The organism is Pontibacter mucosus (genome assembly GCF_003054055.1).
Classification (GTDB): Bacteria; Bacteroidota; Bacteroidia; order Cytophagales; family Hymenobacteraceae; genus Pontibacter; species Pontibacter mucosus.
In genome coordinates, this window is record NZ_QBKI01000003.1 from 368,577 (window position 1) to 382,342 (window position 13,766).

At 53.7% G+C, this 13,766-nt stretch carries 11 protein-coding genes; 7 read left to right on the forward strand and 4 right to left on the reverse strand.

The genetic code is table 11. The annotated features are described in order from the left end of the window. Nucleotides 1-79: 79 nt before the first annotated feature. Nucleotides 80-814 carry an arylesterase gene (locus C8N40_RS07930; RefSeq protein WP_211318059.1) on the reverse strand — a complete coding sequence of 245 codons (735 nt, stop codon included), beginning with the start codon at nt 812-814 and terminating at the stop codon, nt 80-82. A 144-nt stretch (nt 815-958) separates the two neighbouring features. Here C8N40_RS07930 and C8N40_RS07935 point away from each other — a divergent pair, with 144 nt between their 5' ends. The 3 genes from C8N40_RS07935 (at nt 959) to C8N40_RS07945 (ending at nt 5,383) form a co-directional block, all read left to right on the forward strand. Beyond that, a complete protein-coding gene (locus tag C8N40_RS07935) occupies nt 959-1,657 on the forward strand; it encodes an ABC transporter ATP-binding protein (protein WP_108211246.1) in 699 nt (232 codons plus the stop codon). A gap of 191 nt (nt 1,658-1,848) precedes the next feature. After that, nucleotides 1,849-4,368: an ABC transporter permease gene (locus C8N40_RS07940; protein WP_108211401.1), complete on the forward strand. Its 2,520-nt coding sequence runs from the start codon at nt 1,849-1,851 to the stop codon at nt 4,366-4,368. A 94-nt stretch (nt 4,369-4,462) separates the two neighbouring features. Then, nucleotides 4,463-5,383 carry an SDR family NAD(P)-dependent oxidoreductase gene (locus C8N40_RS07945; RefSeq protein WP_108211247.1) on the forward strand — a complete coding sequence of 307 codons (921 nt, stop codon included), beginning with the start codon at nt 4,463-4,465 and terminating at the stop codon, nt 5,381-5,383. A gap of 151 nt (nt 5,384-5,534) precedes the next feature. Here C8N40_RS07945 and C8N40_RS07950 read toward each other — a convergent pair whose 3' ends face one another. The 3 genes from C8N40_RS07950 to C8N40_RS07960 form a co-directional block, all read right to left on the reverse strand. Beyond that, the gene (locus C8N40_RS07950) at nt 5,535-5,897 is read right to left on the reverse strand and encodes a CoA-binding protein (RefSeq protein WP_108211248.1); all 363 of its coding nucleotides are present in this window, start codon (nt 5,895-5,897) and stop codon (nt 5,535-5,537) included. 160 nt (nt 5,898-6,057) lie between these two features. Next, the gene (locus tag C8N40_RS07955) at nt 6,058-7,632 is read right to left on the reverse strand and encodes an NAD(P)/FAD-dependent oxidoreductase (RefSeq protein ID WP_108211249.1); all 1,575 of its coding nucleotides are present in this window, start codon (nt 7,630-7,632) and stop codon (nt 6,058-6,060) included. 307 nt (nt 7,633-7,939) lie between these two features. Further along, nucleotides 7,940-8,905 (reverse strand): tryptophan 2,3-dioxygenase family protein, encoded by a 966-nt coding sequence (locus tag C8N40_RS07960; protein ID WP_108211250.1) that lies wholly within the window; start codon nt 8,903-8,905, stop codon nt 7,940-7,942. Nucleotides 8,906-9,181: 276 nt separating this feature from the next. Here C8N40_RS07960 and sdaAB point away from each other — a divergent pair, with 276 nt between their 5' ends. Genes sdaAB through C8N40_RS07980 form a run of 4 tightly spaced genes read left to right on the forward strand, consistent with a single transcriptional unit; the run spans nt 9,182 to nt 13,743 of the window. Further along, the gene (gene sdaAB / locus C8N40_RS07965; protein WP_108211251.1) at nt 9,182-9,859 is read left to right on the forward strand and encodes an L-serine ammonia-lyase, iron-sulfur-dependent subunit beta; all 678 of its coding nucleotides are present in this window, start codon (nt 9,182-9,184) and stop codon (nt 9,857-9,859) included. 23 nt (nt 9,860-9,882) lie between these two features. Beyond that, nucleotides 9,883-11,340, forward strand: a complete 1,458-nt coding sequence (locus C8N40_RS07970; RefSeq protein WP_108211252.1) for a TolC family protein — start codon at nt 9,883-9,885, stop codon at nt 11,338-11,340. A gap of 6 nt (nt 11,341-11,346) precedes the next feature. After that, on the forward strand, nt 11,347-12,744 hold the full coding sequence (locus C8N40_RS07975; RefSeq protein WP_108211253.1) for an efflux RND transporter periplasmic adaptor subunit: 1,398 nt from the start codon (nt 11,347-11,349) through the stop codon (nt 12,742-12,744). Nucleotides 12,745-12,753: 9 nt separating this feature from the next. Further along, nucleotides 12,754-13,743: an NAD(P)H-dependent glycerol-3-phosphate dehydrogenase gene (locus tag C8N40_RS07980; RefSeq protein WP_108211254.1), complete on the forward strand. Its 990-nt coding sequence runs from the start codon at nt 12,754-12,756 to the stop codon at nt 13,741-13,743. The last annotated feature ends 23 nt before the right edge of the window (nt 13,744-13,766 follow it).

Here is a 13,766-nt window from a genome sequence, read left to right on the forward strand (position 1 = left end):
AGCCATACATAATAACGGAAGTGGGTATGTAAGGTTACAATACGGCTAAAAATTTCTTAAATATTTTTTAAGAACTGATTTATACTTCAGAGGCGGTTGCCTGTTCCTGAAGCATTGGCCCCAGTACAGCCCATACATTTTTTGCCAGTATATGCTGGCCTTCTGCCGTAGGGTGGATGCCGTCTTCCTGATTCAGGTCAGCCACGCCGCCCACACCTTCCAGCAGGAAAGGCACCAGCGCTACATTTTCTTCCTCGGCAATGCGGGTAAATACCTGCCGGAATTCCTCCGTATACTTTTGCCCCATGCTGGGCGGCATCTGCATGCCCGTCAGCACTACCTGCACATCCGGGTTGTTGGCGCGTACTTTCTCAATGATGGCTTTCAGGTTAGCGTACGTCTCGTCAGTAGAGATGCCGCGCAGGCCATCATTGGCGCCCAATTCGAGCACAAACACGTCCACCTGTTGTTTTTTCAGGAGCCAGTCGATGCGGCTCTTGCCACCGGCTGTGGTTTCGCCACTTAGGCCGGCGTTTACGGCCTTGTAGGGCAGGCCCAGCGAGTCAATTTTCTGCTGGATAAGGGCCGGGAAGGCTTCTTCCGTACCCTCCAACCCATAGCCTGCAGTCAGGCTGTTGCCAAAGAAAAGGATGGTTTTTGTTTCGGTGGCGGTAGTTGCTTTTTGCTTGCTGCCGGACGTGGTGCCAGTGGTTTGCTCATTTACGGTTTGGTCTGATGTCTGGGCATCGCCGCAACCGTAGAGGACGGTGATGGCGGCCATGCCGAATGCTATTATTTTATTCCTTATCGTCATCGGGTAAAATTTTTCTAAATTTATACTTTGCCAAAGGCTAAACCTATAACGTAGGCAAAGAGTTATTTTGTTCGGGAAGGAAAAGACAGCACTAATCGAAGTGGTTTTCCTTTTTTATCGTCCATTAAAAGCTTATAAAAATCTGTGTCGACCATACTTGAGATCAAAGACCTGAAGAAGACCTACGACAGCGGCGACCGCCACCTGACGGTGCTGCAAGGTATAAATTTTTCCTTAGAGGCAGGGGATGTGTGCTCCATTGTGGGGCCCTCCGGAAGCGGCAAAACCACTTTGCTGGGCCTCTGCGCCGGCCTGGACAGGGCCTCCTCCGGCTCAGTTGTACTGAATGGGATTCCGCTGGATAACCTCTCCGAGGATGAACGGGCACAGGTGCGCAACCAGTACGTGGGCTTTATCTTCCAGAACTTTCAACTCATACCTACGCTAACAGCGCTGGAGAACGTGATGGTGCCGATGGAGTTGCGCGGCGAACGGAACGTGCAGCAGCAGGCGATGGACCTTTTGGCCCGCGTGGGCCTGGCCGAGCGGGCCGACCATTACCCGACGCAGCTGTCGGGCGGGGAGCAGCAGCGCGTGTCGCTGGCCCGGGCTTTTTCGAACAAGCCCGCCATACTTTTTGCCGATGAGCCCACGGGCAACCTGGACGAAGAAACCGGGGATCGCGTAGAAAAACTGCTTTTCGACCTGAACCGCGAAGCCGGCACCACCTTGGTGCTCGTGACCCACGACCTGGACCTGGCCGCTAAAACCGACCGCATCATCCGAATTAAAGGCGGAACGGTGGTGTCAGACCAGTTAACGGCAGTAGTGAGTAATGAATAATGATTAATGATTAATGATTAATGAGGAATTAATAATGACTAATAAATCGTGAAGAACCATTATTCATTATTCCCTACTCATTCTTAATTACTCATTCCCCCAATCTCTCATTCAAAATTAGTAACCACGTGTCTGAAAACACTGAATTTATACCTGGCAAGCGACCGTTGCATGTGCGCTGGCTCCTAAAAATGGCCTGGCGCGACAGCAGGCGGAACAGGGGCAGGCTGGCCTTGTTTATCTCTTCCATTATACTTGGGATAGCGGCGCTGGTGGCCATTAACTCCTTTGCCGATAACCTGCGCGCCGATATCGACAAGCAGGCAAAATCGCTGATAGGGGCGGACTTGGTTATCGCGGCCAACAAGGAAATTGAAGCCAACCAGCAGCAACTCCTCGATTCCATTGCCATTGGCGGCGACCGCTCCGACGAAGTGCGCTTTGTGTCGATGGTGCAGTTCAAGTCCTCCGGCGGTACCAGGCTGGTGCAGGTGCGGGCGTTGGAAAAAGGTGGTTTCCCATACTACGGTGCTATCGAAACTGAGCCCAAAGAAGCCAGCCATACGTTCCGGGAGGGAGGACGCAAGGCGCTGGTAGACCATACTTTGCTGCTGCAGTATAACTCCAAGCCCGGCGACTCGATTCAGGTGGGGAATATGACCTTTGAGATTGCCGGCGCTTTGCACAAAATTCCCGGCCAGACGGCCATGACGGCCACGATTGCCCCGGCAGTATACATTCCGCGCCACCTCCTGGAGGAAACCGGGTTGGTGCAACGTGGCAGCCGCGTAAGCTATTACCACTATTACAAACTGCCTGAGACCACGGACGCGGATAAACTGGTGAAGCGGCTGGAAAAGCGCCTGGATGAAGCCGGCTTTGGCTACGACACCATCGAGAGCCGCAAGGAGAGCACTGGAAAATCTTATGAGGACCTGGCCAGTTTCCTGGCTTTGGTAGGTTTTGTGGCTTTGTTGTTGGGTTGTGTGGGGGTGGCAAGCGCTGTGCATGTGTACATCCGCGAGAAACTGGCTACCATTGGCGTGCTGCGCTGCCTGGGCGTGAGCGGCAGCCAGGCTTTCCTCATATACCTGTTCCAGGTGGTGGCCATGGGCTTGATTGGCTCTGTGATTGGGGCCATACTGGGTAGCCTGATACAGCTATACTTGCCGGAACTGTTTAAAACCTTTCTGCCTGTGGATGTGACGGTGGCCGTTTCGTGGGGGGCGGTGCTGCAGGGCATTGCTATCGGCGTTATCGTGGCCGTGCTGTTCGCGCTGCTGCCGCTGCTTACTATCCGCAACGTTTCCCCGCTCATCACGCTTAGGGCCGGTATAGAACATGTATCCAAGAAACCCGATAAGCTGCGTTGGGGCGTATACTTTCTGATTGTAGCCTTTATTTTCCTGTTCTCATACTTCCAACTGGGTACCTGGCTCAGGGCCCTGGCCTTTACGGGCGGTGTGCTGCTCGGCTTTGTGGTCCTGGCGCTGATTGCCAGGCTGATGATGTGGCTTGTGAAGCGCTTTTTTCCGGTGCATTGGGGCTACGTATGGCGGCAGAGCCTGGCTAATCTCTACCGTCCTAACAACCAGACGCTGCTGCTCACTGTGTCTATTGGCCTGGGCACGGCCCTGATTGCCACGCTTTTCCTGATGCAGCGCATCTTGCTGAGCGAGGTTGCCTTTGCCGCGAGCGAGAACCAGCCGAACATGGTGCTTTTCGACATCCAAAACGCGCAGAAAGAGAAGGTGGCAGCACTTACCAAAGAAGAGGGATTGCCTGTGCTGCAGTTGGTGCCGGTGGTTACCATGCGTCTGGAGGAGGTCAATGGCCTGACCGGGGCCGACGTGCGGGCCGACACGACGCTGGGCATTTCGGAAAGGGCCTTTACGCGGGAATTCCGGGTAACCTACCGTGATTCCCTCATCAGCTCTGAGAAGACAGTAGAGGGAACCTGGCAAGGTGTCGCCACAGCGGAGGATGAAGTTATACCTGTCTCATTGGATGAGCGTTATGCAGAGCGGCTTAAAGCAGGGCTTGGAGATACGCTCGTGTTTAACGTGCAGGGCGCCAGAATCCCAACGGTCATCACCCACCTGCGCGAAATCGAGTGGAACCGGGTGCAGACAAACTTTACCATACTTTTCCCGAAGGGAGTATTGGAGGAGGCGCCGCAGTTTCATGTGCTCATGACGCGTACCGACACCGACGAGCAGGCTGCTAAGTTTCAGCAGACGCTGGTAAGGCAGTTCCCGAACGTGTCGGCCATCGATCTGGGCCTGATTCTGGAGACGCTCGACGATATCCTGGGTAAAATTTCCTTTGTAATCCGCTTTATGGCCCTGTTCAGCATTACGACAGGTTTGCTGGTGCTGATAGGTTCCATTAACAACAGCAAATACCAGCGGGTGCAGGAAAGTGTGCTTCTTAGAACCCTGGGCGCCAGCCGGAAGCAGATCCTGAGCATCAATGCCTTTGAGTACCTGTTATTAGGTGCCCTGGCCGCCGGGACCGGCGTTATACTTTCTGTTGGTGCCAGTTGGGCGCTGGCCGTGTTTAGCTTTGAGGTTGCCTTTGTGCCGGATCTGACGCCGCTGCTGCCCGTGTTTTTGGGCATTACCATACTTACCGTGTTCATCGGCATGCTCAACAGCCGCAGCATCCTGAGCCGTCCGCCCCTGGAGGTGCTGCGCCGCGAGGCTGCCTAAACTTTTCGAATCAGGTATAACCAAAAAATGCCTGTGCTGGTACAAGAAGAATCATGGTACCAACACAGGCATTTATATTTTTATACTTTGAGCTATGAAAACTAACAAAGAGAACAGCGGCAAGACCGTACTCATCACAGGGGCATCTAACGGATTTGGGATGGAGTTTGCCAGGTTGTTTGCGCAGGATGGCTTTAACCTGATCCTGGTGGCGCGCAGCACCGAGCGCATGCGCAAATTAGGCTATTTCCTGCAAGAGGAGCATCAACTCAAGCATGTGTGCATCATCACCGCCGACTTAACCCGGCCGGAGGCGCCGCGCGAAGTATATGAGGAGGTGAAAGAGGCCGGACTACAGGTAGACATCCTGGTAAATAATGCGGGAGCGGGTGTACATGGCATGTTCTTCGACACGGACCTGGAGCGGGAGAAAGCCATCATTCAGCTCAACGTCACTACTCCGGTGGAACTGACGAAGCTGTTTCTGAAGGAGATGAAGCAGCGGAACTCGGGTAAGATCCTGAACCTGGCATCAGTGGTGTCTTTTATGCCGTCGCCGCTGATGGCCGTATATGGTGCCTCCAAGGCATTTATACTTTCCTTTTCAGAGGCGCTGTCTAATGAACTGAAGGACACTGATATTACGGTAACGGCGCTGTGCCCGGGTGCCAGCAACACCATGTTCTTCCGCAGGGCAGGGGCTGCCCATACACGCGCTGCCAGCGGAAACCTGTCGGAGCCGGAGGAAGTGGCCCGCGAAGGCTACGACGCCCTGATGAAGGGCGAGACACGCGTGGTATCGGGGTTTGCCAATAAGTTGCAGACCGCCAGCACCAACTTTCTGCCCGATACAGCCTTGGCCGCCACCATGCGCTACCAGATGGAGGAGCCCAACCAGGAGGAAGGCTCTAACCTCGTACCAGAACCATCGTTTGCTCTGGAAACCACGGCTCCGCGCAACACCACAGCCTCAGAGCCGCGCGATCAGGAACCGCCGGCAATACATAACCCGTAAGCGGCAAGTATAAAACAGGTATAAAAACAAAGCAGGGACCTTTATACAAGATCCCTGCTTATTTAGAGCATAGACAACAAATGCCATCTGCTCTTTTCCTTTTTATACGCCGGTATTTTGGGCAGGTTTCATACTTAAAGTATAAAATCCGTTAGTAGCTATCGGTGGCAAGCATCACCAGAGTGCAGTGGTGCAGCGTTTCAATATTAGCCTCTTTTGCCTTCTCTTCGAGCTCTGGGTTCTCCGTGCCCGGGTTAAAGATAATGCGTTTTGGCTTGAGGTTCAGGATGTAATCATACCACACCGGCTGGTTGCGCGGGCCAACATAGAGCGTTACCGTGTCTACCTCCTCAATCGGCTGCGCTTTATCCGTAACAATGGATAAGCCGCCTACTTCTGCCTTTTTTATGCCTACAGGCACCACCTCATGCCCATGCCGCTGCAACTTGTGCACTGCCTTGTAAGCATAGCGGTCTGGGTTGTCGGAAGCGCCTAATACAACTGTCTTTTTCATTTATAGGAAAATCAGGTTCTACAAATTTCTACTGTCTTGTACTATGCTCCGGATACGAAGGTTAGCGCGTCAGGTATTTTAACAAAGTATAAGCAGCGATAAGGGCTTTAAATAAAGTATCTTATGTTGCTATACATTATACTTTGATTGAAGTATAAAATTATACCACACCGGCCCTTACGGCTGCTTTTTCAGCGCATCTTTCACCGTCCATCGCCGCCGATACAATGCCCCCGGCATAGCCGGCTCCTTCGGCACATGGGTACAGGCCCTTCACCTGCACATGCTCCAGGGTATCCCGATCGCGGGGGATGCGGACAGGGGAGGAGGTGCGGCTCTCTACGCCCACAATTTGCGCCTCGTTGGTCAGGTAGCCGCGCATTTTGTTGCCAAAGGCCTTAAACCCTTCGCGTAGCCTGTAGGCCATATCGTCTGAGAAAAGCTCGTTCAGATCCACCGAAGCCAGCCCCGGCTGATAGGACGTCTCAAGTAGCTCCTGGCTAACTTTGCGGTTCACAAAGTCCTTGAGCAGCTGGGCAGGTGCGGCTTGCGTGCCACCGGCCATGGCACAGGCCTTTTGCTCGAGTGCCTGCTGCATGTGCAGTCCGGCCAGCGGGCCATACTTCTCCAGCTCCATGTCCTCCAGCTCAATGGCTACCACAATGCCGGAATTAGAGAAGCGTGAGTCGCGGCGGCTCGGTGACATGCCGTTAACCACCACCTCGCCGGGAGCGGTGGCCGAGGGCACAATAAAGCCGCCAGGGCACATGCAGAACGAGAAAATGCCGCGCTGCCTGCCTTTATAAACTGTTTGATGCACCAGCGAGTAAGAGGATGCCGGCAAGTAGGGTCCACGGTCCTCGCATTTATACTGTATGCTGTCTATCAGCTGCTGCTGGTGCTCCACGCGCACGCCCATGGCAAAGGGCTTAGCCTCTATGGTAATGCCTTTTTGGTGCAGCAGCTCAAAAATGTCGCGGGCGCTGTGGCCGGTGGCAAGTATAACCGACTCGCCCAAGTATTCCTGACCGTCCTGCGTGATCACGCCGCGCATTTCGCCTTGCTCCAGTATAAAATCGGTAACGCGCTTATCGAAGTGCACTTCGCCGCCGGCTTTCCGCACCGACTCGCGCAGGGCTTCTATGATTTTAGGCAGTTTGTTCGTGCCGATGTGCGGGTGGGCGTCGAATAGGATATCGGGGGTGGCGCCGTGCTGCACAAAAATCTGCAGAATGCGCTGCAAATCGCCGCGTTTTTTGGAGCGCGTATACAGCTTTCCGTCGGAGTAAGTACCGGCACCGCCCTCCCCGAAGCAGTAATTAGAGTCCGGGTTTACCACATGATCCTTGTTAATGGCTGCCAGGTCGCGGCGGCGGCTTCTGACATCCTTGCCGCGCTCCAGCACCACGGGCTTCACGCCCAGCTCAATGCAACGCAAGGCCGCAAAAAGCCCGGCTGGGCCGGCTCCCACAATCACCACACGCTTGGCATGGGAAACGTCGAGATAATTATACTTGGGGGAGAGGACATCGGCAGGGGGATTGTCCAGGTAGACATCGGCTCGCACGCGCACCTGCACCTGCCGGCCGCGTGCATCAATGGAGCGCTTGACGCGATGGAGGAATTTCACATCCTCGGGCTGCACGTTCGCGCTTTTGAGTATTTCTCTTTCTAATTGCTGGGCATCAAAAGCCAACTCTGGCGGAAGCACCAGGTCCAGTTCTTTCTTTTTCATGAGTAGTTAGTAAGGTAGTTAACCTTAAAGTCGTTATGGGTTGTTCGTTAATCGTTAGTAGAAGGGTAAGAAGTTATTCTGTCCTTCGAACAGGTATGTAACATTGGAGGTGTGCGGCAAATTCACTCTGACAGTATAATTTCTGAAGTATAAGTATAAGTATAAGTATAAGTATAAGTATAAGTATAAGTATAAGTATAAGTATAAGTATAAGTATAAGTATAAGTATAAGTATGGCGGCTTAAGTCTCACAGGCCGTGTCGTATCTGCGAGGTTAGCCAACAACTAATAACTATAAACCAGCCACTTAAATATCACCGTTCAGCACCTTGTCCACCCAGCCTTTGCCCCATTCCGTTGTTTCCTGCTCGCTCCACAGCTCAGGGTAGAAAATGCGTTTCTGGAAACGTGGCGGCAGGTACTTTTGCCAGTTGGTGCCACCGGTGGCAGCTATCACATCTGGGTCGCGTTGCAGGTAGCGCACAGCGGACTTGTAGTGCATCAGCGGCCAGTTGACGTTTACGTTGCTGTCCAGGTCGCGCATGGCCTGCTTCAGTTTCGGGTTTTGCTGGTCTTCCTCGGGCAGGCGCTTGTACACACTCCACACGTTCTTGTCCGTGTATTCCTTGGCAAAGCTGATGAGTTGGGCGGTATACTTCTCCTCGAACTGGATCAGGGTGAGTGTCTTGGCGCCGGAGGCCACCTCGGTGGCGCCTTCCTTCCAATAAATGCAGCCAATCATTTCCTCCTGGGTGCTCTCCAAGCCCAGCACGGCGCGCTTGGCCTTGTCCACCAGGTTGCGCAGGTCCGTGGAGGCGATTTCAATCAGGCGATACTGCACCGACTGAAAGCCGCTGGCCGGCATCAGCGCCATCCGGAACTGCAGGAACTGCTTCGGGTCCATGCCATCTACCATCACATCGAAGGAGTTGATCAGGTTATCGAAGTAGCGGTTGATGCGTATCAAGCGTTTCTTTAACACCTCGCCTGTAATTTCTTTGTCCTCACCAATTTGCCTGTACTCCTCCAGGCAGAGTTTAAAGTATAGCTCCGTTATCTGGTGGTACATGATAAAGATTTTTTCATCCGGAATGTTGGTGCGCGGGTTCTGCAGGCTCAGCAGCGTATCCAGGTGAATGTAATCCCAGTAGGAGAGGAACTTGGTATGGTATAGGCCCTCCAGGTAAGCCGCCAGGTCCTGTCCCAGCGGCACGTATTTTTCTTCCAGCCGCCTTAGCTGCTCCAGCACTTCGGGTTTGAAAGTATGCTCCATCGGTTTGCTGTAATGGTGAGGTGATGTGCGCAAAAATAATAAAACATTGACAGGCCACGCGGCCACGGAATACAATAAAGCTCTAATTAATCGTACGGAGCTAATCCACAGCTCGTTGGGGGTGGCTCCATGCCCAACCTGCCCCACGGCTTCATAGGGATCGCGTACGGTTTTGTAGATAGAAACCTAAAGTTTGTAGAAATAAACCTAAATTCAACCACAAAAAGCGCAAAGCTTGCGCGAAATTACTAAATTTGGTTTTTACGATATTGAGGTATGGCAGAGAAAAGCAGTGTTTTTGATATGATTGGGCCGGTGATGATCGGGCCGTCCAGCTCACACACAGCGGGGGTAGTGCGGATTGCCAGGGCTGCCATCCGCATTCTGGGCGCACAGCCGGAAGAGGCGATTATTACCTTCTATAACTCTTTTGCCCGCACGTACGAGGGCCACGGCAGCGACCGCGCCATTGTTGCCGGCCTGCTGGACTTTAAAACGGACGATAAACGCATCAAGGAAGCCTTCGACCATGCCAAGGAGCGTGGCCTGAAGTATACGTTCCGTTCCATCGGTAACGCCTCGACCATGCACCCCAACACGATCAAGCTCAACCTGAAGGCCGGCGACCGCGAGGTGGAGGTAGTCGGGCAGAGCCGTGGGGGCGGCGTAATCAATATTTCTGAGGTGGATGGGTTCAACTCCAACTTCTCGGCCACGCTGCACACGCTCATTATTGATGCCGCCGACGTGAAGGGAAGTATAGCCTTTATCGCCTCAGTACTGGCTCACGACGACTGCAACATTGCCACCATGAACGTTTCCAGGAAAGGAAAGCATGACCGGGCGCGGCAGTTCATCGAAATGGACTCAGGCATAAAGCCCATCACACTGGAGTACCTGAAGCAGCTGAGCTGGGTGCATCACGTGACTTACATCCCGAACATCGACCTGTAAAAAGTATAGTTTATAGTATAACTATGAGAAAAACATCCAAAACCCTGCTGTTGGCTTTGGGCATATCCCTAGCAGGCACCTCAGCGGCATGGGCCCAGCAAGACCCGAACGGCGACGGCGTATGGTCGCTGCTGGAGGCGGTGGAATACGCCAAGGTAAACAACCTGCAGGTGCGCCAGAGCGGTCTTAACCGCAAAATAAATGAGATTGACTACCGCCAGGCGCAGTTCAACCGCTTCCCTATCCTTAACGGAAACGGAAGCTACTACTTCAACACAGGTTCTTTCCAGGACCCGGTAACATTCTCGGTGCAGAACCAGGAGGCCCAGACGGCTAACCTCTCGGCAAGTGCCTCCGTGCCGCTTTTCCAGGGCTTTAGTCTGACTAACCAAGTGAAGCAGAACAAGCTGGAGCTGGAGGCAAGCCACCAGGACGTGCTCTCTGCCCAGAACGACATCACCATTCAGATTGTAACCTCCTACCTGAACATCCTTTTTGCCGACGAACTGATCAAGACCTCGGAGTTACAGCGCGAGGCGACCACCCAGCAACTGGAGCGCACGCGCAAGCTTTTTGAGGCGGGCAGTGTGGCCGAAAACTCTGTGCTGGACCTGGAGTCGCAGCTGGCAACGGACGAACTGAACCTAATCAACGCTGTGAACCAGCGCGACATCGCCCGGCTGAACCTGATGCAGCTGCTGAATGTGCAGGCACACGATGATTTTGCGATTGAAATTCCCGAGCTGCCTGAGCCTGACGAAGACCCTACCATTCTGGAGGGGCCACAAGTATATGATGCTGCTGTGCAAACCTTGCCAGCCATCAAAGCGGCCGACCTGCGGGTAAGAAGCTCTGAAAAGGGGGTGGATGTGGCCAGGGGAGCCTACTTCCCGCGGCTGAGCTTTGGGGCGGGCATTAGCTCGAGGTACAACAACACGGCACAGTTCGCTATTGCGGAAAACTTTATCTTTGTGCCTCAGGATTTATACCTGAACCAGGAGGGGACCAACAAGCAAACCGTTTATTTCCGGCAGCGCAGCCTGCTGTACGACGACTACTCCTTCACCGATCAGATGAAGGACAACGTAGGCAAGCAGTTTGGCTTTAACCTCTCCATTCCAATTTTCAACGGTTTCCAGGCGCGCAACAACGTGCAGCGGGCCATTGTCTCGCAGGAAAATGCCGCGCTGAATGCCGATATTGCCCGCAATAACCTGCGTCAGACCATCGAGCAGGCCCAGGTAGACGCTGTGGCAGCCCGGCGCAAGTATATCGCGGCCAAGGAGCAGGTGCGTGCAACGGAGCGCAACGTCCGGAACGCAGAGCTTCGGCTGAACTCCGGCATCATCAACTCCGTGGAGTATGTGATTGTGGCCAACACGTTTCGTGGCGCACAGTCCGAGCTGCTTCAGTCCAAGTATGAATACATCTTTAAACTAAAGGTTCTGGATTTTTACCAGGGTAAAGACATATCTTTCTAAACAACTATGGCGAAGAAAAAATCGAAGCTGATCCCAACCCTTATCGGCGTACTTGGCTTGCTTATCATCTCTTTAATTGTTGCCAAAAAAGCCGGCTGGATTGGCAAGGACGAGGGCATCGAGGTAGTGCTGGCAGAGGCCAAGCCCGCTGACATTGTGGAGAAAGTGAGTGCGTCTGGTAAGGTGCAGCCCGAAACGGAGGTGAAAATCAGCCCGGATGTGTCGGGCGAGATAATTGAGCTTAATGTGGAGGAAGGAGACTCAGTGGTGAAAGGCCAGCTGTTGCTTCGCATCCGTCCCGACAACTACCAATCCATGGTGGATGCGCAGCAGGCGATGGTGAACACGCAGCGCGCCAACCTGGCCCAGGCAAAGGCCAGGGTAACACAGGCAGAGGCTAACTTTGTACAGATAGAGCAGAACTACAAGCGCAACCAGCCGCTGTTTGAGCAGAAAGTGATCTCCCAGGCGGAGTGGCAGCAGATAGAGTCTAACTTCCTGGCAACGAAGGCAGAAGTGGAGTCGGCCCGCCAAAGCGTGAGGGCGGCAGAGTATAACGTGCAAAACGCACTCGCCTCGCTGAAGGATGCCCGCGAGAACCTGAACAAAACCACAATCTATGCCCCTGTAAGCGGCACGGTTTCCAAGCTGAACGTGGAGCGCGGGGAACGCGTGGTAGGTACTTCCCAGATGGCCGGTACCGAAATCATGCGCATCGCCAACCTCAACAACATGGAGGTACGCGTAAATGTGAATGAGAACGACATCATCCGGGTAACGCTCGGCGACTCGGTGGAAGTGGAGGTAGACTCTTATGCCAGCCGCGACGAGAAGTTCAAGGGTGTGGTAACTGCTATCGCCAACACGGCTAAAGATGCCACCACCCTAGAGGCCGTAACTGAGTTTGAGGTGCGTATTCGCTTGCTGAACGAGTCCTACGAGCACCTGCGTGGTGCTACCGTGCGTCCTTTCCGCCCGGGCATGACGGCCTCGGTGGATATATTAACGGAGCGCAAGCCTAACGTGCTTTCTGTACCGCTTTCTGCCGTTACAACCCGCTCGGCCAAGCCAGAGGGTGACAAGGAAAAGGAATCCGAGGAAGGTGCGGAGCAGAATGGCCAGCAAAACCAGCAGGGGCAACAGCAGAAAACGACGGCAGCCGCTCAGGTAGACGAGGTGGTATTTGTGTATGACGAGGCAAACAATACCGTGAAATCCGTAAAGGTTAAAACAGGCATCAGCGACTTCGAGAACATCGAGATCCTGAGCGGTATTGAGAAAGGGCAGAAAGTAGTAGCCGGTCCGTTCAGGGCTGTTTCAAAAACCCTGGAAAATGGCTCTAAAGTGGCGGTAAAGGATGAGAAAACGCTCAATAAGCAGGCGCTTGTCGCCGAATCAAAATAAGTAACCATCTTGGAGAAAATAGCAGTACTGGGAGGGGGAAGCTGGGCTACAGCGCTTGTTAAAATCCTCTCAGAGAATAAATCACAAGTGAACTGGTGGATGCGCAACAGCAACGATGTGCAACACCTGATTAAATTCAGACATAACCCGCGCTACCTGAGCCAGGTATCGTTTGATCTGGACTATGTAAAGCCTTCCACGGACATACAGGCAGTGGTCGCCTCGTCTGACTGGGTGATACTGGCCGTGCCGGCGGCCTTTGTGCAGCAGGCCCTGGCCGATCTGCCGGAGGATGCCTTTTCCGGGAAAGTGGTGGCTTCGGCCATCAAAGGCATGATCCCGAAGGAGAACGTGCTGATAACCGACTATGTGAAGAGCAGGTACGGTGTGGAGGACGAGAACCTGCTGGTTATCGCGGGGCCTTGCCACGCCGAGGAAGTGGCGCTGGAGAAGCAGTCTTACCTCACTATCGGCTCCCACAACCTGGCCACCGCCGACCGTTTTTGCGAGTTGCTCCGCAACCGCTACGTGAAGGCCAACCCGCTCGATGATCTGGATGGGATAGAGTATTGTGCTGTGATGAAAAACGTCATTGCGCTGGCTTGCGGCATTGCCCGCGGCCAAAACTACGGCGACAACTTTCAGGCGGTGCTGGTGTCCAACGCCATGTTCGAGATCGAGCGGTTCCTGGATGCGATAATGCCGCTCCACCGCGCCCTGGCCGGTTCTGCCTACCTCGGAGACCTGCTTGTAACAGCATACTCCCAGTTCAGCCGGAACCGGACGTTTGGCAACATGATTGGCAGGGGCTATACCGTGAAGTCGGCGCAGGTGGAGATGAACATGGTGGCGGAGGGCTATTACGCGGTGCAGAGCATCTACGAGCTGAATAAAAAGCTAAAAGTGGATATGCCTATCACCAGGGCGGTGTACCACATCCTCTATGAGCGGATATCGCCGGCAGTGGAGTTTGAAATCCTGAAGGACAAGTTTAAATAAGGGCATTCCGCCTCCATAAAGGG